Below are 19,589 nucleotides of genomic sequence, written 5' to 3' on the forward strand. Positions count from 1 at the left end.
AACGGCATGCCTTAGCGCGCTGTGCTTTTAGCGCAGATCAACTAGTCACATTAAAAAGTAACGATAATTTCCCGAAGGGCGCGAAGTAAAATTTCCATAGGGAAATTTTTGATCAAATATTTTTCTTTCTTTTGGAAAAAATTCAAAATTTAGATGAAAATGTGACCATTTTTTACTTTACGAAGTTTGTCATAGGCTATCCTAGTGCGCTCAAGTGTTGCTAACTATTATTAAACATGGCTTACGTCCACACGTTTCCTCATTTTCGACTGCGTCATAGTTGCTCCAAGGCAAATTGTCTAAAAAAAACAATGCGCCTGGGTACTGACATTGTTTGGATTCCTGAGATAGAACAGTCCGTAGCGCAGTTTGGCGACCGCTATCTGTATCGCTTGTTTTCCTTGCAGGAACTGCAGGACTGTCGTCAAGGTCAGCAACTCAATTATCAAAAATTAGCCGCCAGAGTCGCCGCAAAAGAAGCCACCATGAAGATATTGGATGTGAATAACAACACCGCCATTCCATGGACTTCGATTGAAGTTGTCCGACATGGCAATGGCAGGCCTTGTATCCGATTACATCGCGAGGCCAAGTCATTAGCGCAGGCTGCCGATCTGGATGAGTGCGTATTAAGCCTCAGCCACGACCAAGATTACGCCATTGCCACGGTCGTTACCCATGGCAAAGCACCGATAAAAAACCGATCACGCAACAGCAGAAGCGTCGGTCAGCCCCTACCACCATGATCAGTATTGATTCATGAACGTTTAAAAACGAAACCCACTTTCACTCAGCCATCGAGAGACTTTTATGAGCAAAGAACAAATCCGCCAAGTATTAAAAGAACACGGTAAATTTTCCGCTGATATCGATACCATTTCAGATGACGCGGACTTATATGAAGCCGGAATGACATCGCATGCGAGCGTCAACGTGATGCTGGCATTAGAAGATGCGTTTGATCTGGAATTCCCTGACCGTATGCTGAAACGTAGCGTTTTTGAAAGCATTAACGCTATTCATGCCGCGATAGAAGAACTGACTGCCTAATATGACAACCGAATCCACGTTACTCACTTCGGCGCGCTTAGTCGCACGAGAGTTTGCAGCGCCACATGCTGACGCTGTCGATAAAGAATCACGTTTTCCGATTGAAGCAGTCACTGCACTCAAGCAAGAAAAATTATTAAGCGCGTATGTGCCGACAGAGTTGGGCGGTGCTGGTGCAAGCCTGAGTGAGTTGGTGGAAATCTGTGACGTCTTGGCACGTCAATGTGCATCAACAGCGATGGTCTTTGCGATGCACCAGATTCAGGTGATTACACTTGTCGATCATGCTGTCGATCACCCTTGGTATCGTCAATACCTCAAAGACTTAGTGACGCATCAATACCTGATCGCTTCGGTTACATCAGAGGTCGGTGTCGGGGGTGAAATGCGGCGTAGCCAATGCGCTGTCGAGATCAATGGTGATCGTTTCACCTTAGTCAAAGATGCGACGACAATTTCGTATGGTGCTCAGGCAGATGATTTGTTGGTGACAGCACGTCGCCATCCAGAGGCCGCCAATAGCGACCAATCATTGATTTTGGTTCGCAAAGCAGATTACACCCTCGAGCAAAAAGGAAAATGGGACACGATGGGGATGCGAGGTACATGCAGCCCACCATTTCTACTTACCGCCAGTGGTGACGTCGCGCAAATTATGGAAGTTCCTTTCGGTGACATGTCTGCACGTACTGTCGTACCCGTCTCTCATCTTTTGTGGGGAGGGTGTTGGACAGGGTGTGCCTCTGCCGCAGTGAACAAAGCGCGTACTTTTGTTCGTGGCCAAGCGCGTGCCAATCCAGGCACAGTGCCTCCCACGGCATTACGTCTGGCAGAACTCGTCGCCATGCTGCAAAGCTTACGGACTTCAGTGCAAGCCTGCTTGACCGAGTACGAAGTATTGGCAGCAGCCGATGATGCTGAAAACGGTGCATTATCCTCCATCGGTTATTCCCTCAAAATGAATAATCTGAAAGTAGACGCAACGCAAGCCTTGCCACAAATCGTCATTAAAGCCTTGTCGATCTGCGGCATTCTCGCCTACAAAAACGATAATAAATTCAGTATGAGCCGACACTTGCGCGACGCCTTATCGTCGATGCTCATGGTTGGTAACGACCGTATTTTGGCAACCAATGCCAATCTGTTGCTTGTTCTCAAAGACGACTAATACCATCAAAAAAGGAAAACCATGTCTATCGATTTTTCTCCTGAAGTGCTGACCAACGATCTGGTCGAAGCGGGTCATATTATTCCAGTCGGCGTGCAAGGCATTTTTGGTCGTGGCCCTGTATTTGAAAAAGTACTGCGTCTATTTGATGATTATGTTTCTCGTGTTGCCGCCAACGACAACGCGACAAAAATGTCGTTTCCTCCTTGCCTCGATCGTAAGGTCTTAGAGCGCAGCGAATATCTCGATTCGTTTCCGCAATTGGCGGGGACTATTTTTAGTTTCACGGGTAATGAAGCCCAGCATAAAGAACTGATTGAGAACGTTCATGAAGGTCGTCCTTGGACGCATCTGCAAACCATGACGGGTGTTTGCTTGACCCCGGCAGCATGTTATCCCGTGTATCCAAGTTTCACAGGAACCTTGCCAGCGGATGGTCGCTTAGTCGATATGCAAAACTGGGTGTTCCGCAATGAGCCATCACCAGAGCCAACCCGTATGCAATCGTTCCGCGTTCGTGAATTTGTGCGTGTGGGTACACCTGAGATGGTCGTTGCATGGCGTGATACGTGGCTGCAACGTGGTATCGACATTCTGCGCTCTTTAGAGTTGCCTGCGCATTCCGAAGTGGCTTCTGATCCATTCTTTGGTCGTGGTGGTCGCATGCTGGCAGCGAATCAACGTGAACAGCAATTGAAATTTGAAGTCGTGATTCCGGTGATCTCACAAGAAAAACCAACGGCTGTCTGTTCATTCAACTATCACCAAGATCACTTTGGTAAGTTGTTCGATATTAAAACAGCCAGTGGCGATGTCGCACACACAGCATGTCTTGGTTTCGGGCTAGAACGCATCGTCATGGCCTTATTCAAAACCCACGGCATGGACACTGCCACGTGGCCAACGACAACCCGCGACATTCTCGGATTATGACTCTCTGCGCTTTACCGACAATTGATCACGCCAGTTATCAGCCTCATGCACTGCATGGGGCCGAACGGGCTTGGGCGGAGACGAACTGCTACATCGACGTCTGGGTTGAGGTATTGCACGCGCAAAAACTCAACCCCTTGGCATGCCTCGCAATGGTCTTTGCCAATGACTTTGATGGCGATCAGTGGACGTTTTATAAGCCACCGCATGAGGATCTATTTGCCTTGTACGGCATCGATGTGCAAGAGCTCAATGTCTGGCGTGGCTTGTTACCCAATGCCTGCGAACAATTAAAACGTGGTCGCTTGGTATTGACGGAGAGTGATGCATTTTATCTGCCAGATACCTCGGGCACGGATTACCGCACCAATCACGTCAAAACAACCATCGCCATTCAAGAAATTGATCTGGAAGCCCAGCGAATGGGTTATTTCCATAACAGCAGTTACCATGAACTCGCGGGTGAAGATTTTATTGAAACCTTCCGTGTCAATAAGCCTCATGACCCGACGTTCATGCCCTTATTTGCCGAATTTGTCCGTCTTGACCGCGTACAACATCATGACGACGCAATCTTGGCGAGTATGTCGCTCAAGCTGCTGCACAAGCATCTAGCGCGCCGTCCTGAGCAAAATCCCGTGCGCGCGTTTGAACCCGTGTTTCTCCGCGACGTGGAACAATTAAAAGACGAAGGAATGGCAGCCTATCACGCCTATGCGTTTGCTACCTTGCGTCAACTGGGTGCAGGATTTAGTCTGGGTGCCCAATACCTGCGCTGGTTGGAACAACAAGGCCAAGGGCAGTTTGCGATAGCGGCGCAAGAATTTGATCTGATTTCCGAAACAACGAAAACCTTACTGCTGAAAACTGCACGTGCGGTGATGGGAAAACGCGCTGTTGATTTAGCACCATTAACCACCCAACTGGCATTACATTGGGATCAGGGTATGGCTGCACTAGACCACTCTCTGCAAGGGACGCGTTAAACAATGTTGAGCCACACACCAGACAATCAGGACAACAGCCTGCTTGCTGCTGACTGGCGCATGTCAATGACAGCGCCTTCAGCGTGCGCTTTGCCCTCCGCATTGGAACAACAAGCGCTCGCCGCCATGCCAGTGACCGTGCCTTGCACTGCAGCGTCTGCCCTGCGAGAAGCCGGTCAGTTTTCCTATGATGCCTGCCCGTTTGATGATCGTGATATCTGGTTTTGTGCTGACACAGAGATCACTGACGATATGCGTTTTATCCATTTCGACGGTCTCGCAGGAATCGTCGACGTCTTCTGGAACGATACCTTACTGGCACGCTACGATAATATGTTTGTACGCCATAGTCTTGATGTGGCAGCACATCAACTCTCTGGTAAAGGCGTACTGAGCCTGCGTTTCGTTGCGCTCAATACAGTGTTAGCAGACCGTCGCCCGCGACCGCGCTGGAAAACAAAATTAGTCGAACAACAGCAATTACGATGGATTCGGACTAGCCTGATTGGCCGTATGCCAGGATGGTCGCCACCTGTTCCCGCCGTCGGTCCCTACCGAGATATTGTCGTTGAACGTCGCAGCCCACTGCGCTTACTCCAGCATGAGATCCACAGTAAGCTCATGGGAAGCGATGGCATCGTTCATGCGCAATTACTATTTGATGGCACCACGCCGATCGAGGACATTGCGCACATCCGATTGCATGTGGGTGACCGGACGCAAGAACTTCATACTGAAAAAGCGACCGATGGCAAACTGATGGCGACAGGTGAGCTGGTGTTCACCGATGCCCAATGGTGGTGGCCGCACACCCATGGCAAACCGCATTTATATACGACGTTTGTCGAAGTCATTCGCCATCACGCCACTGAACAAGTATCACAATTTTTTTCCTTAGGTGAATTAGGTTTCCGTCATATTCATTTGGTCCAAACTGACGATGACTTTCATTTGCATGTGAACGGTGTCTCTGTTTTTTGTCGCGGTGCCTGCTGGACGCCTGCCGACTTTTTATCGCTCAACGCCGATGAATCCGCCCAAAAGGCCATGCTGACCTTAGCGCGTGATGCAGGAATGAATATGCTGCGTGTCGTCGGGACCATGGTCTACGAAAATGCAGCCTTTTATCGTTTATGCGATCAACTCGGTATTCTTGTGTGGCAGGACTTCATGTTTGCGAACATGGATTATCCCGTGGGTGATTTACCGTTTGCGCTCAACATTCAACAAGAAGCAGAACAATTCTTACGTCGTACGCAGCTCTCACCATGTTTGGCTGTGTTGTGTGGCAATAGTGAAATCGAACAGCAGGCTGCGATGTTAGGACAGCCGCCCGAGTTGTGGCGTAATACGTTTTTCGCGGAAACTCTGCCGCAGCTTTGTCATCGTCAACGACCTGATGCGCTCTATTGGCCATCAAGTCCTTCTGGCGGTGTTATGCCATTTCAGGTCGATGCGGGTGTTGCGCATTACTTTGGCGTCGGCGCTTATCTGCGTCCGCTGGACGATGCCCGCCGTAGCGATGTCCGCTTCACATCCGAGTGTCTTGGTTTTTCCAATATGCCAGACGAAGCATTGATTGACGGATTACTGGCGAATGGCGTCGTGCCCGGTCCGCATCCTGATTGGAAACGTCGTGTACCGCGTGACCATGGCACGGGATGGGATTTTGAGGATATCCGCGACCATTACATGGCAAGTCTATATCGCGTTGATCCTATGCGATTACGGTACGCAGATCGCGAACGCTATCAAGCATTGGCACGCACCACCACTGGCGAGGTCATGGCGCAAACACTGCGTGAATGGCGTCGACATGGATCACGCTGTCATGGCGCATTGATCTGGTTCTGGCGTGATTTGTGGGCAGGCGCGGGGTGGGGTGTGGTCGATGCCACAGGACAGCCTAAAGCAGCCTATTATTTTTTAAAACGGGCCATGGCACCATTGACCGCCTTCCTCACTGATGAAGGCTTAAACGGACTCGCGCTACACGTCATTAACGATACCTCCCATGACTTTCAAGGTGAGATGGAGTTATGCCTCTACAAGCATGGTGACGTCTGCGTTGCCCGTGCCCGTCAGCCCGTCCATGTGGCGGCGCATGGTAGTCAAACATGGCGTGCAGATGCCTTACTCCCGTATTTCCTCGATACCACGTATGCATATCGCTTTGGTCCTCCTGGTCATCATCAGGCGGCTTTGCATTTGTACGCGACAGGTAGCGACAATCCGGTGTGCAGTGATTACCACTATCCGCATGGACAAGATTTACCGATGGAACGCGATCTAGGAATCACCGGCACTTTCATCGAAGAGACGCCTGGCAAACTGACGCTGTCGATTCAAACAAATCGCATGGCACAATCGATCGCGATCTCGGCACCGGGTTATTCATTGGACGATAATTATTTCCATCTTAGCCCTGGAGTACACAAGCAAGTACATCTCACGGCCGTTAGCACACCAAGCGTATCAAGCACACCCAAAATCAGTCTCCTTGCGCTGAATATGCACAGCAACACGAAGTGTCATTTGACGACTCGCCCTCTACCATCCGAATAACGAATAGGTCAACGTGGACGCACAACTCCATCCAAGTAAAGAAATTTTATTTACACCTCAAGCCATGTGGTTTGGGGATGAGCAAGCATCGCTATTAGGATGGTATCACCCTGCCCGAAAGCGTGATCTGGGGGGAAGCAGACGATGTGGGGTGGTGCTTTGTCCACCGTTTGGACACGAATATATGGTGTCCTACCTGTCGTATAAGCATCTGGCTGTTGCCTTAGCGAAGGCAGGTTTTGACGTCCTATTTTTTGATTACAACAACAGTGGCGATTCCACCGATGCCAAGGGAGATCGTGTCGCACTGTGGCAAGCAAATATCAAAGCCGCCGCTCAACATCTCCGTCACGTGTCTGGCGTCAAAGACATCAGTTTATTTGGTCTTCGATTAGGTGCACTGCTGGCGGCGAGCGTTGTCGACGAGGTTGGCGCATCGTCTCTCGTGACATTTGCCCCAGCTGTCTCTGGTCGTGCTTATTGTCGCGAGTTACAGATCTTGCGTAACATGAGTGCCCACCAAGGAGATGCAGAAACCGTGCATGAAGGGGCAGGATCGAAAGTGACTGAGGATGAACTCACGGGCTATGAGTTCACGGCAGAGACACGCAGTCGTATCGCCAAATTAGATATGCTCAAAATGCCACCACCGACCATTCCTGTGCTAGTGATCGCGCGTGATGATGTGGTGGGGCAAGAAGAAAAACTAGTCGCTCACTGGGGCGAGACTAACCCGCAGGTCCAATTAAGTACCAGCCCAGGTTATGCAGCGATGATGCCAGCAGATGCCTATGCAACCATCGTACCGGATGAAGTCTTACTAGAAATCGTCGTCTGGCTGTCTGCACAATTCGACATTGACGCCACACCTCCGCAAATCGATCTGCCGCTGAGAACGGCAGCGAGAATGCAATGCAATGGAAAGCCCATCATTGAAGAAGTCGTGACCTTTGACGGGCTTGTCGGTGTAATCAGTCTGCCTGAACATCGTCATCCAGCGCAACGTGCAGCATTGGTACTGACTAACATCGGGGCGAATCACCGTGTCGGCACTCACCAGTTATACGTCAAATTAGCGCGTTCGATGGCAGCCGCTGGGTTCACTGTGCTGCGATTTGATAAATCAGGTATTGGCTATAGCAAACCGAACGAAAACGGTAAAGAAAACGATGTCTATGCCAAGAGCGGTGTCGCTGATATGCAATCAGCGATGCACTTTTTACGTCATCGTTACGATAGCGCTAGTTTCATCGCTGGGGGCTTATGCTCGGGGGCGTACTTTTGCTACCTGACAGCACTCTCCGAGCCAGACATCAAAGGGCTGATTTTGATGAATCAGTTGGTCTATCACTGGAACGAAGGCGATAGTCTTGAAGTACGTAAAAAGGAGTCGATTAAATCGACCCACTTCTACGTCAAAGCGATCCGTAATGCGCATACGTGGAAAAGACTGCTGAAAGGACAAATCCAATTCAGACAAATTTTGATCAAACTGTCGCAACGCGTTCAAAAGCGGTTACACACCATGTCCCAGGCCTTCATCACGAAGTTTGTGGAGAGCCATTATTTTCTTGGAAAAATCGCACGCCAATTCCGTCAGATGGAGTCGCGAGGAACAGAAATCTTGATGCTCATGGATGCTGGTGACAGCAGTGTTGATCTAATGACTGAAAATTTCGGTCGCCACGGTGCGCTGTTGGGGAAAAGTCCGCGCATCCGGTTAGAAATTTTTAAGGGATCAGACCACACCTTTACGCCGCTGTGGGCGCAAAAGCATGTCATTACCTTGATCACGACGCATTTTGTCAGGCGGTTTGAGGTGGGTTCTGCAGACGCGGAAAAATAAATTTCCACACCACGATCGTTTCAAACAATTCAACAAAGATCAGTGCAAAAATGGCGCCTGGCGTTCCCCAGTGGGGAATCGTGTAAGAGGTGATAGCGATGACCAGTAAAAAGGTCACGGATCCGAGGTAAAACATGGACCGGAATGCGCCACCACTCATGAGCCAGGTAGTGCCAATCCAGCGCACGGCATTGACTGCAAAATAAGCACCCCACATCATCATGAGGGGATTAAGACCATGGTACTTGGTCTGACTACCAATCCAATGGATTTCGATGTACGGAAACGTCAGCAGTAACACGCCGACATAGGCGACGACAATCAGCTCAATGCCTGTAATCGACAAAAAAGTGAATCGTTTAAGACGCGCCCATTGTTGGGAGGCAATCAAGCGTCCTGCTTCGGGCCGTGCCACCCTTGACCACGCCGCAACGATCAATGGAATCGGCATCAATAAGGTACGCGATGCATTTAAGTCTGCGACGGCTTCGCTGTTCATCCACAGTTCTGCCAGATACAAATAACTATAGTTTGTCAGCCATCCAACAATCACTCCCACGACAGCCCAACGACCGTGCCCTGTGATGGTGGCTTGGTGCTGCGCGATGAGTTCTTGATCCTCTTGATCAATCTCGGATGCGGTAGTGGCAGTTCGTTCACGCAATCGCTCAATACCGAAGGCTGTGGATAGAAATGAAGATACTGCTAAAACAGTAAAGACGAAAATAACGTCAACATGTTGACCAATAATTAATATCGCCAGCCCAGAAATGACCGCCAGCACATACACAATATCCTGCCGGAAAACACTCCGCAAATCGGACTGAATAAAGCCCACAGTGCGACCGTATTCCCGTAAGCCATTCCCAATCACATAGCTCGCGAAAACAAGACCCGTAAACCCGTTGATATTGATATGAGAACTAAAGACGGGAATAAACTCCACTGCTAAAAAAGTAACGCCCCCGATCCATAAGGTACAAAAGACCTGCCGCTGCCAGTATCGACGGAGCAATATTTTTTGCGCACTTTCATGAACAACGTTCGCCACCGTCGCCAAAGGACCCGCAATCCAAGAATCGATCAACAACCCAGCGAGCAAACCAACGGCATATAGCAGACTGTACAACCCGTATTCACTTTTTTCGATTAAACGCCATAAAAGCATTCCAATGAGCAAGTTCAATGCGCTCAACATGCCTTGGTCAATGACGGAGATAAACGATGTGGAAAGAAATTTTTTAGAAAAATTCATGGGGTTGCGATAACATTCATATCAAGCTTACCTTACCATCTCTGCGTTTAGATGTAATAAAAAGTTTCCGTATTTTACATTTAAGCGTCAACATTTACTTTGCGTTATATGAAACCTCTCACCAGTAATGACCGTGCCCTCGTGCTCTTTAGCGGAGGGCAAGACTCGACCACCTGTCTGGCATGGGCATTATCGAAGTATGCTCACGTCGAAACAATTGGGTTTGATTACGGGCAACGTCACGCCATAGAACTGACCGTCAGACCAGAATTATTAAAAAAAATGCGCAGTTTTTCACCAGAATGGGCCACCCGACTCGGTGAGGATCACATGATCGATCTCTCCTTGATCTCACAGTTATCCCACACTGCCATGACTGAAGATATTGCGATTGAAATGCAAGAAAATGGCTTACCCAATACCTTCGTACCGGGTCGCAACCTGATGTTTATGATGGTGGCAGCCACACTGGCTTATCGTCGTGGCCTCAATGTATTGGTTGGCGGCATGTGCGAAACCGATTTTTCTGGCTATCCCGATTGCCGGGACGACACCATGAAAGCGCTGCAAGTCGCGCTCAATCTGGGGATGGCAACACGCCTCAAACTCGAAACACCTTTAATGTGGATCGATAAAGCCCAAACTTGGGAGTTAGCAGAACAACTTGGCGGTCAAGCAATGATCGATCTGATTCGTGCTGATACCCACACGTGCTACCTCGGCGAGCGCGGTGCACTGAACGATTGGGGGCATGGCTGTGGCACCTGCCCCGCCTGCGAATTACGCGCTCGTGGTTACCAGCAGTATAAAAATCGTCAATAATAAGATTGGTCTGCACAGTGTCTTGTGTGGTGTCGTGTACATTGACGGTTCGCTTGTAAGGCTGGAGTTAGATTAAGCACTTACCATCCCGCAAACAGGGTGTGGTAATGTGTGGCGATAGCCCTTTCTCCCGGCCTCCCCGCCTTAGCTGATTTTGATGATGTGAGTGTAACAATACTATGCTGCTCGCTTTAATGACTGACCTGCATGCCAACCGCGAAGCGTTGAGCGCTTGTCTGGCCCATGCTGAACAACAAAAAGTAAGCAACTATGCTTTCTTAGGGGACATCGTTGGTTACGGTGCTGATCCAGCATGGGTACTGCAAACGGTCATGGACTATGTTGCCAAAGGCAATTGGGCGCTCATCGGTAACCATGATGCGGCGATTTTGCAAGAAAACCGAAACGGGATGAACCCGCTGGCAAAGCAAGTTGTTGAATGGACACGTGCGCAACTGAGCGAAGAGCAAATCAGCTTTATCGCTGCCTTACCGTACCGGATCGAGTTACAAGATTTGTTATTCGTACACGCCAACGCTTGGGCACCTGAAAAATGGGAATACATTGATGGAGTCATGGAAGCCATGCGGAGTATGCATGCGTGCAAAGCAAACATTACGTTTTGCGGCCATGTCCACATGCCAACTCTCTATCACATGACCCTCACGGGCAAAACAGGTGAGTTTTTACCCACGCCAGAAAACAGTATCCCTCTAAGTAAGCAGCGCCGTTGGCTCGTTATTCCCGGCTCGCTTGGCCAACCACGCGACGGCAATCCCGCCGCCTGCTACGCCACATTTGATACTGATAGCCAAGAACTGACCTATTATCGTGTGCCTTACGACCACGAGACAGCGGCGCAGAAAATTCTGGCTGCAGGGCTACCAGCAGCACTGGCAACACGCCTCTTAACAGGGGAGTAAGATGAGTACGCGTAGCCTCCAAATCGGTATGGAATTTGACGGCTACCGCCTCGAAGAAAAATTGCACGTTGGTGGTATGGCAGCGTTATGGCGTGTCAGTGATTTGCGCCAACGGCATTTCAATAAGCCAGGCTTAGAGCAAGGTGTGCCGCCGCTGATTATGAAGGTGCCATTACTGTTCAATAGTGACGATCCGACCGCGATTGTGGCGTTTGAAGTTGAGCAGATGATCATGCCTAAACTCAAGGGCGACCATGTACCACGCTACTTCGGTGCAGGTGATTTTGATGCGCAGCCTTACATTGTGATGGAACAGATTGCGGGTGAATCGTTGCGCAGTCGTTTTGAGCAGGCACCGCTACCAATCGACGAAGTAGTGAGTGTGGGTATCAAGATCGCCAATGCCTTACAAGATCTCCACCGCCAGCATGTCATCCATCTGGATATTAAGCCCAGCAACATTATGTTCCGCAACGGCCTTGCGGTCTTGATAGACTTTGGTCTATCTCGTCATGACCGCTTGCCCGACCTTCTCGATGAAGAATTTCGACTGCCAATGGGTACCGGTCCCTACATCTCGCCAGAGCAGGTCATGGGGGTGCGCAATGAGCCGCGCAGTGATTTATTCTCATTAGGGGTGCTGCTATACCACCTGGTCACTGGAGAACGACCATTTGGTCATCCAACTTCTGTATCAGGATTAAAAAAGCGCCTTTACCGCGATCCGATTCCGCCACGCAATCACCGTTCTGAGATACCAGAATGGTTGCAAGAGATTATTCTGCGCTGTCTTGAGGTTGATCCTAAGGCACGTTTTGACACCGCTGCACAATTGGCGTTTTTATTGCAGCACCCAGGTCAACTGACGTTGACCAATCGCGCCAAAAAAGATCATCAAGATGGCTACCTTGCTGTTGTAAAACGCCGCTTCAAAGCAGTGGGGGCCGACTTATTATTGCAACACAGCGTGTCAGAACAACTGTCAAAAGCGCCGATTATCGTGGTTGCACTCGACTTAACGCACAGTTCTGTGGCACTAGCAGAAAGTTTGCGTCAAATTACCCGTCGCATGTTGCAGACCGAACCCGGCGCACGACTGGCCTGTCTCACCATCAGAAAAACCAGTCGTCTTGGGATGGATGAAAGTCTGATCCAGCAAGGAGAAAATATTCACGTCAAACAACTGGTTGAACTGAAACATTGGGCACGTCCACTCAACCTCAGCACCGATAAAATTACGTTTCATGTGCTTGAATCGCCTGACCCTGCTGTCGCGATCGTCGATTATGCGCACAATAATGACGTGGATCACATCATCATTGGGTCACGCGGAACGTCAGCGTTAAGACGCTACCTTGGCAGCGTGTCAGCACAGGTCGTCGCAGACGCTACCTGTACTGTCACTGTGGTCAAACACAACGAAAAATAAACGATCTCGCGCTGGCTTATTTTGTTCTGACAATGAGTGCGCTGTTGGCATCTTCTTTGTACGCATAGGCCACCTTACCGCGTCGTACTTCCCCCATGAACAGCATATTTTGCGTGATTGCCTCATGGTCATTTTTTGAGAATGGCTTTTTGTAGCGTGTTACCACGGTGGAAGTGGCCTCGTACTTCATGTCTTCTAGGGCATTTTTAATTTGCTCTGGTGCGGTACTGTTGGCCTGCATAATCGCCAAACTCAAGATACGCAATGCGTCATAGGTCTGTGCAGCAGCGACGGCAGACGGGATGTGTTTCGCATTATTGAGCCGCAAATACGAGAGGACAAAACTATCACTGCGCGTTGATTCATTCTCGATAAATGTCACTGGCATCCGCACGCCTTCGGCATTGTTGCCTGCTTGTTCGATAAAACCATAATGTGACAAGGTCCACGAGCCTACCAGCGGAAGACCTGCTCTGATTTTACCCATACTGTTGGCAAGCGCCGCCGCCTCGTGTGCGAGGCAGTAGGAGACGATAATTTGTGCGCCTTGCTGCTTGGCATGTGCAATCTGACGTGTCATATCCTGATCGCCGACCTTAAAACTCTCAACGGCTACCGGCGTTAAGTGACGACGCTTCATTTCTGCAATCAGACTCTCACTACCAAACTCCCCATAGGGCGTGTCGTCATGCAAAATGGCGATCTGGGTGAATTTTCGCTTATCGATAACTTCATTGAGCATCGACACTGGCTGCAAGTTATCACTCGCGGCAACGCGGAAGACATAGCTATTCGGCACCGCTGGTGGCATAAACTGTGTCGTTACTTTTGCGCCTGTCGCTGCGCTGACAATGAGGGGAATCTTCGCATTCTGAAACACCGATGCGGCTTGCAAGACTACCCCCGTATTGGCAAAACCAACGACCGCAACAACTTTTTCTTTTTCGATCAAGTCTTTCGCCATCGCAACACCGATCTCAGGCTTGGCTTGATCATCCCGCTCGACTAATTCTATCTTGCGTCCCAAGACGCCACCAATTTGGTTCAGATCGCTTTCAAAAACACGCGCACCACCGCGAATACTCTCACCCATATCAGAAGAGGAACGGCTCGTGAAAGGGCCAATAATACCAATCCGAATGGGCTCTCCCTCTGCCAAGCACTGGCTCACCGTCGTCATGCATAACAACGTACCGATGACGATCGCCTTGACCGTAGATTGAATGCGCATCTCTTCTCCTGAACTTTCAAGCAAATAATGTCATACCAAAGTGTTGCTACAGATCCCGCAAGTCAGGATTCTGGCAACACCAAATAACGGAAACAGCGAAAACAGTGCAATGAGCAAGAAAGACGACCCCCTGATATCGTTAGGAATAGGTTTCTGCTTTTTCGCACGAGACAGACCGTAACCGAGGAGGACAATGTTTTCAACTAGTAAGATGTACAATGAATTGCTTATCTGATTGTAATCATTCACGAATGAAGACCGCCTCAGGCACCTACATAAAGGGGCAATGGGGCGCGGGGCTTGGCGTAGCGCAATGTTTGCTCTCCGCAATCAAGGTGCATCGGCATCGCTATTGTGCGGTTCAAGTATTAGTGGCAAAGTGTTGTAAATTGACACAAACTGGGTCGTTATGTTTTCTTTAAGCAAAATCCAGTCCGCCATCGATCTGATAGCACAGTCTGACGGGCTCGTTATCGCGGCAGGCGCGGGAATGGGTGTTGATTCGGGCTTACCTGACTTTCGGGGTAATGAGGGCTTCTGGAAAGCCTATCCAGCGCTTGGTGCGCAAAAAATGCCGTTTCATGAGATTGCCAGCCCTGCTGCCTTCCGCCGTCGCCCTGCAGAAGCATGGGGGTTCTATGGGCATCGGCTGAACCTATACCGCCGAACGATCCCCCACGTCGGTTTTGACATTCTCTTGAAGTGGGCCACAGCAAAACCGATGGGCTACAGCATCTTTACGAGTAATGTCGACGGCCAATTCCAGCGGGCGGGATTTGATCCGCAACACATCCACGAATGTCATGGCTCTATCCATCACATGCAATGCATGTTGCCCTGCCGCCAGAACATCTGGTCTGCTGAGGCGTTTCATCCTAAGATCAACACCGACACGTGTCAGTTATCGAATCGCCTCCCCGTTTGCCCCCATTGTGGTGGCTTGGCACGACCAAATATTCTCATGTTTGACGATTGGGATTGGCTAGACCTCCACCAACAACAGCAATGGGCGCGGCAGCAAGCATGGCTGGAAACGGTACGTCGGCCGTTGGTCATCGAGATCGGTGCGGGTACGGCGATTCCGACGGTACGTCACTTTAGCCAGCGCATCGTACAGCGTCATGGTGGAAGACTGATTAGGATTAACGTTCGCGAGTCAGAGGTCGCTAGCGAGAAAGATATCGGATTTGCGGCCGGCGCTGTTGATACGCTCACCGCAATCGATCAAGGACAACGAGATCACTAAAAACGCATTACGCGATTTGGCGTCCTTGCTTCCAGACACCCAACACCACTGGAATCCCTTGAAAGATCCTGACGCGTAAAAAATCAGCACGCAAACCCACGGCGACTTCACCCCGATCGGTGAGACCGATTTGCTGTGCAGGATGGCGGCTGACCGTCGCGATAGACTGCGGCAAAGAATAACCACTTTCCTGCAATAAAAAGGCACCATGCAAAAGGCTGGAAGGCACATAATCCGAGGATAAAATATCGACTAAGCCATGTCGTGCTAACTCTGCGGCAGAAACGTTACCAGAATGGGATTTGCCACGAACTGCATTGGGTGCCCCCATCACCACGGCAAGCCCATGTTCGTGTGCCGCCTGGGCCGCACGCAGCGTCGTCGGAAATTCGGAAATACGCATGCCGTCACGCACCCCTTCACTCACGTGCTCAGGCAGCGTGTCATCGTGTGTTGCAAGCGGCACATGACGTAATTGATCTCGACACAAAGAAATGACTTTTTCGCGATTTTGGTTCACGTAACGTTGCTGTCTATCGTTAAACACAGCAAGCATGTGATCAATATGCTGCTCACTCCAACAGTGTCTCGCCGCAACATGGGCACGGTATGCGCCGATATCCGCCCATTGTCGCTGCCCTGGTGTGTGATCCATCAAGGAGACCAATTTTAAGCGTTGATGACGCGCCAGAGGATTAAACAGGGAGAGCAGATTTTCTTCGCCGAGTTCGAGGCGCAGGTGCAAATAATGGTCAGCACGTAATAGCCCCGCCTCTCTGGCATCATCAAAACCCTTCACGCAGGCATGCAGCGTCTGTGTTCGCAAACTTTCAGGCTCTAAGTCACCCACCGCAATGGCGTCAAGGACGGTGGTGATACCAGCGCTCACCACTTGTGCATCATGCGCCATGACGGCGGACGGTACTGGCCAACACACCTTCGGACGTGGCAGTAAGTGCTTTTCAATATTATCCGTATGCAATTCGACTAAGCCGGGTAATAAATAATCACCAGCCCAGTCTTCTCCGGAGAGCCCATGATGGTCTGATGTTACGTCGTTGAACTCTCCTTGATACACACGAACACCACCGGTAAAAACCTGATCGGCGGTGACGACACGTGCATTACGGATAGAAAATTCGGTACGTAGATCAAAACTCATGAAAATTGCCCTGTGGAAACTGATGCAGCTAGCAGGTTACCATGCTTCGCCTTCAAACTGACTATACCTTAATCGAAAGTTGTAATTATTTGTAAAATAAATAACTATCGTTTTTACAACTTTCATCAATAAATTTAACCCTGATTCGAGCACAACAAAATCTTATTTGAGGAATGGTCGCGATTTCATTCTTTTGTACTGCGTAGAGGCTGTTAAATTGAATGTGATAAATCATTCTATCGACGACGCGGCCCCAAGCGCGCTCACCAACACGTCGCGTTAGCTGTGATTTTTCCTTGGTCTATAACGCTTTACGACTGAGCATGTCAGCCACTTATCGATAGAAACATGAGCCGTTACGCACTTTATTTCGCCCCAGAACAACAGAGTCCGTGGTGGCAGGCTGGATGCAAATGGCTAGGCCGCGATCCAGCCGCTCAACGCACACTGGAACAAATCCGCTTACCCCATGTCATGCCAACCGTATTGCATCGCCTGACCAACGACGCCCGTCGCTATGGCTTTCATGCAACACTCAAGGCACCGTTTCGTCTTGCAGAAGGGTTTGATCTTCACGCGCTCGACGCCGCCCTGACGGCATTTTGTGCGCAACAACAGCCTGTTGTTATTCCATCGCCACAGGTGGAATGGATTGGAGACTTTCTCGCACTGCGACCTGATAAGCACGCCACAGAAGCAGAGATCAACGCGATCAATACCCTTGCCATGCAATGTGTCAGTCATTTTGATTACCTACGCGCCCCTCTCCGTCCCGAAGAATTGGCCCGCCGTCAACAACAGCAATTGAGTGCCCGCCAGCTTCGCTTGTTGCAACACTGGGGCTACCCCTACACGGCCGAAGAATACCGTTTTCATATGACGCTCACTGATGCGCTCAACAACACCGATGCAGCCGACGCGATTGAACGTGGCGCGCGCAGACATTTTGATATCGCCGAACCACTCAGCATCCAAAGCATCGCTCTTTTTGTCGAAGCGGCACCGGGCGACCCATTCACCTTGGTCAGGCGTTATTCATTCGATGGATAGACACGGTCAGCGACGTGATCAACGTGTCGGAGATAAACCACAAAATTGCTTACTTTTTACGCAAAAATAAACACCATAAAAATCATAAATAGCAATTTAGCAACAATACCACTTTACTCTACAGCATTATTGTTTGATGCAATAAGCAAAAAAATTAACCGCATGCATTGCAAGGTTATATTTATAAAAATAAAGAATTGTTTGAAATTAATGTCATTTAAAGACTGATTGATGATTATTAGAAGATATTGTTTATTTTTAACAACTTCCTGTTTTTTCTATACGTCATTCTTTTCTGCATCTCGCCTCCCTCATTACCTAACATCATCATTTTGCCGTCAGTCACTTAAGTGACCTGCGGCAATACCACATTAAATTTTTATTGCCTTTTTTATATTTTTAATTCACACTATATTTAACTTATCAATTATTTAACTTTTTGCGAGGTGTTACATGAAAACACTCCTAATTATTCTGCTCGCATTCACCATCACCTACGTAGTCACTCTGCTGTTAAAGAAGTCACAACGCACCCCAAGTGGTGAAAATAAATGGCCTTTTTATGTGAAGCGTCCGATGGGAGCCGCCGAACAAGTCCTGTATTTCCGCTTAATTCAAGCACTGCCACAGCACATCATCCTTGCGCAAGTAAGTGCTTCGCGCATCCTCAATGTGAAACCGAGTTATAACTTTTTAGAGTGGAACAAGCGGATTGAACATCTCAGCTACGACTTTGTTGTCTGCGACCAGCATTTCAGGGTCGTCGCAGCGATTGAACTCGATGACACGAACCCAACCCATTTGTACAAACAAGATGCAGACGCAAAAAAAACAAAAATCTGCAAAGACGCTGGACTCCGTTTAATCCGCTGGCATGTGAAATTATTACCAGACGAATTTGCGATTCAAGCAGCGTTTAGTGAACCCGTCATCACCAACAATCTGCCACCGAAGCATGTGCATGACCAAGAAGTTGATCAACTTCTCTCAAGCGGTGGATGAGGCGTCGCTCAATAACGACGCAATGCCGACTTCCTTCCCTTATCGACGAAGTTTCTATTCATAAAAAACTTGCATACTTTGTGTGAAGAATTTATGTTGTTACTTATGTTGTCGATATGACGAACGCCGTGAAGACGACATCACACGATGCAAATGCGCATGATGGAAACGCGGACAGGGAAGGAGAGAAAAACATGAAACGTGCTTTTTATAGTGGCTTATTCATGATCCTCTGTGCTAGCGCTGCCACAGCCCAGGAAATGAAAGCAGCACCACTCAGGACGGACCACCCTCTCGTCGGCGCATGGAAAATCGAGCTCCCCGAGTTATCCTGCTACGAGATGCTGAACCTGCGCGCCAATGGCACCAAACGCACCATGAGTGGAAAAGAAATTTCTGAATCAATCTTTCAGATGTCCGCTTATCCTAGCCGACGTGGATTCTATAAATGGGTCGATAAAATCATCAAAAATAACGGCAAGCCTGATTGCACGGGCGACATCACGCCGATTGGTGATATCGCAGTGAGCTATATTTATTTACACCCAGATGGCACACGCTTTTTGCTCTGTGCAGCAGAAAATCTCAATGAATGCATCGGACCTTATGTGCGGCAGGAAATCATCTAAGGTTGACTTGCACACGTCCAAACCCACATCGTTAAGTGTCGTCGATATCTCCTTCGATATCGACGTCTGTTCCAATTGACGACGCATCCGGTGAGTACGCCAGAATATCTCCAGGCTGACACCCAAGGACGGCGCAAATTTTTTCAAGCGTATCAAAGCGAATCGCCTTTGCCTTCCCTGTTTTTAAGACGGACAAATTCTGCGGTGTAATACCAACCAAATCAGCGAGGGTATTAAGGCGCATTTTTCGCTGAGCAAGGACAACATCAAGGTTAACGATAATAGACATAAT

At 49.2% G+C, this 19,589-nt stretch carries 18 protein-coding genes; 14 read left to right on the forward strand and 4 right to left on the reverse strand.

Annotated features, from left to right (window positions below):
* The first annotated feature begins 311 nt into the window (after positions 1–311).
* From acpS to ACO0K2_RS14195, 7 genes are all read left to right on the forward strand, one after another.
* Positions 312–746 carry a holo-ACP synthase gene (gene acpS / locus ACO0K2_RS14165; protein WP_423019887.1) on the forward strand — a complete coding sequence of 145 codons (435 nt, stop codon included), beginning with the start codon at positions 312–314 and terminating at the stop codon, positions 744–746.
* A 64-nt stretch (positions 747–810) separates the two neighbouring features.
* On the forward strand, positions 811–1,050 hold the full coding sequence (locus ACO0K2_RS14170) for an acyl carrier protein (protein WP_423019889.1): 240 nt from the start codon (positions 811–813) through the stop codon (positions 1,048–1,050).
* Position 1,051: 1 nt separating this feature from the next.
* A complete protein-coding gene (locus tag ACO0K2_RS14175; protein ID WP_423019891.1) occupies positions 1,052–2,218 on the forward strand; it encodes an acyl-CoA dehydrogenase family protein in 1,167 nt (388 codons plus the stop codon).
* A 21-nt stretch (positions 2,219–2,239) separates the two neighbouring features.
* On the forward strand, positions 2,240–3,151 hold the full coding sequence (locus ACO0K2_RS14180) for an amino acid--[acyl-carrier-protein] ligase (RefSeq protein ID WP_423019893.1): 912 nt from the start codon (positions 2,240–2,242) through the stop codon (positions 3,149–3,151).
* Complete coding sequence (locus ACO0K2_RS14185) at positions 3,148–4,137, forward strand: DUF1839 family protein (RefSeq protein WP_423019895.1); 990 nt, start codon at positions 3,148–3,150, stop codon at positions 4,135–4,137. The genes ACO0K2_RS14180 and ACO0K2_RS14185 overlap by 4 nt, the downstream gene beginning before the upstream one ends.
* Positions 4,138–4,140: 3 nt before the next feature.
* Positions 4,141–6,702 (forward strand): glycosyl hydrolase 2 galactose-binding domain-containing protein, encoded by a 2,562-nt coding sequence (locus ACO0K2_RS14190; RefSeq protein ID WP_423019897.1) that lies wholly within the window; start codon positions 4,141–4,143, stop codon positions 6,700–6,702.
* Positions 6,703–6,715: 13 nt separating this feature from the next.
* Positions 6,716–8,548 carry a serine aminopeptidase domain-containing protein gene (locus tag ACO0K2_RS14195; protein WP_423019899.1) on the forward strand — a complete coding sequence of 611 codons (1,833 nt, stop codon included), beginning with the start codon at positions 6,716–6,718 and terminating at the stop codon, positions 8,546–8,548.
* Here the strand turns inward: ACO0K2_RS14195 and ACO0K2_RS14200 are convergent.
* Positions 8,508–9,803 carry a lipopolysaccharide biosynthesis protein gene (locus ACO0K2_RS14200; RefSeq protein ID WP_423019901.1) on the reverse strand — a complete coding sequence of 432 codons (1,296 nt, stop codon included), beginning with the start codon at positions 9,801–9,803 and terminating at the stop codon, positions 8,508–8,510. The two genes, ACO0K2_RS14195 and ACO0K2_RS14200, sit on opposite strands and share 41 nt — an antisense overlap.
* 108 nt (positions 9,804–9,911) lie before the next feature.
* On the opposite strand from ACO0K2_RS14200, the gene queC reads away from it, so the two are divergent.
* The 3 genes from queC to ACO0K2_RS14215 all read left to right on the forward strand — a co-directional run bounded on the left by queC (position 9,912) and on the right by ACO0K2_RS14215 (position 12,977).
* Positions 9,912–10,625, forward strand: coding sequence for a 7-cyano-7-deazaguanine synthase QueC (gene queC / locus ACO0K2_RS14205; protein ID WP_423019903.1), 714 nt, complete (start codon positions 9,912–9,914; stop codon positions 10,623–10,625).
* A gap of 179 nt (positions 10,626–10,804) precedes the next feature.
* The gene (locus ACO0K2_RS14210; RefSeq protein WP_423019905.1) at positions 10,805–11,548 is read left to right on the forward strand and encodes a metallophosphoesterase family protein; all 744 of its coding nucleotides are present in this window, start codon (positions 10,805–10,807) and stop codon (positions 11,546–11,548) included.
* Position 11,549: 1 nt separating this feature from the next.
* On the forward strand, positions 11,550–12,977 hold the full coding sequence (locus ACO0K2_RS14215) for a protein kinase domain-containing protein (RefSeq protein ID WP_423019907.1): 1,428 nt from the start codon (positions 11,550–11,552) through the stop codon (positions 12,975–12,977).
* Positions 12,978–12,993: 16 nt separating this feature from the next.
* Here the strand turns inward: ACO0K2_RS14215 and ACO0K2_RS14220 are convergent, their stop codons facing one another.
* The gene (locus ACO0K2_RS14220) at positions 12,994–14,208 is read right to left on the reverse strand and encodes an ABC transporter substrate-binding protein (RefSeq protein WP_423019909.1); all 1,215 of its coding nucleotides are present in this window, start codon (positions 14,206–14,208) and stop codon (positions 12,994–12,996) included.
* A gap of 409 nt (positions 14,209–14,617) precedes the next feature.
* Between ACO0K2_RS14220 and ACO0K2_RS14225 the strand changes: the two genes are divergently transcribed.
* Complete coding sequence (locus ACO0K2_RS14225; protein ID WP_423019911.1) at positions 14,618–15,454, forward strand: SIR2 family NAD-dependent protein deacylase; 837 nt, start codon at positions 14,618–14,620, stop codon at positions 15,452–15,454.
* Positions 15,455–15,461: 7 nt separating this feature from the next.
* Here the strand turns inward: ACO0K2_RS14225 and ACO0K2_RS14230 are convergent, their stop codons facing one another.
* Complete coding sequence (locus ACO0K2_RS14230; protein WP_423019913.1) at positions 15,462–16,616, reverse strand: alpha-D-ribose 1-methylphosphonate 5-triphosphate diphosphatase; 1,155 nt, start codon at positions 16,614–16,616, stop codon at positions 15,462–15,464.
* 348 nt (positions 16,617–16,964) lie between these two features.
* Here ACO0K2_RS14230 and ACO0K2_RS14235 point away from each other — a divergent pair, with 348 nt between their 5' ends.
* From ACO0K2_RS14235 to ACO0K2_RS14245, 3 genes are all read left to right on the forward strand, one after another.
* A complete protein-coding gene (locus ACO0K2_RS14235) occupies positions 16,965–17,666 on the forward strand; it encodes a DUF1045 domain-containing protein (protein WP_423019915.1) in 702 nt (233 codons plus the stop codon).
* Between the two features lie 453 nt (positions 17,667–18,119).
* Positions 18,120–18,668 carry a DUF2726 domain-containing protein gene (locus ACO0K2_RS14240; RefSeq protein WP_423019917.1) on the forward strand — a complete coding sequence of 183 codons (549 nt, stop codon included), beginning with the start codon at positions 18,120–18,122 and terminating at the stop codon, positions 18,666–18,668.
* A 194-nt stretch (positions 18,669–18,862) separates the two neighbouring features.
* Positions 18,863–19,297: a hypothetical protein gene (locus tag ACO0K2_RS14245; RefSeq protein ID WP_423019919.1), complete on the forward strand. Its 435-nt coding sequence runs from the start codon at positions 18,863–18,865 to the stop codon at positions 19,295–19,297.
* 31 nt (positions 19,298–19,328) lie between these two features.
* Here the strand turns inward: ACO0K2_RS14245 and ACO0K2_RS14250 are convergent, their stop codons facing one another.
* A complete protein-coding gene (locus tag ACO0K2_RS14250; RefSeq protein WP_423019921.1) occupies positions 19,329–19,586 on the reverse strand; it encodes a helix-turn-helix domain-containing protein in 258 nt (85 codons plus the stop codon).
* Positions 19,587–19,589 lie beyond the last annotated feature (3 nt).

Source organism: Undibacterium sp. MH2W, assembly GCF_049340215.1.
GTDB lineage: Bacteria > Pseudomonadota > Gammaproteobacteria > Burkholderiales > Burkholderiaceae_D > Undibacterium.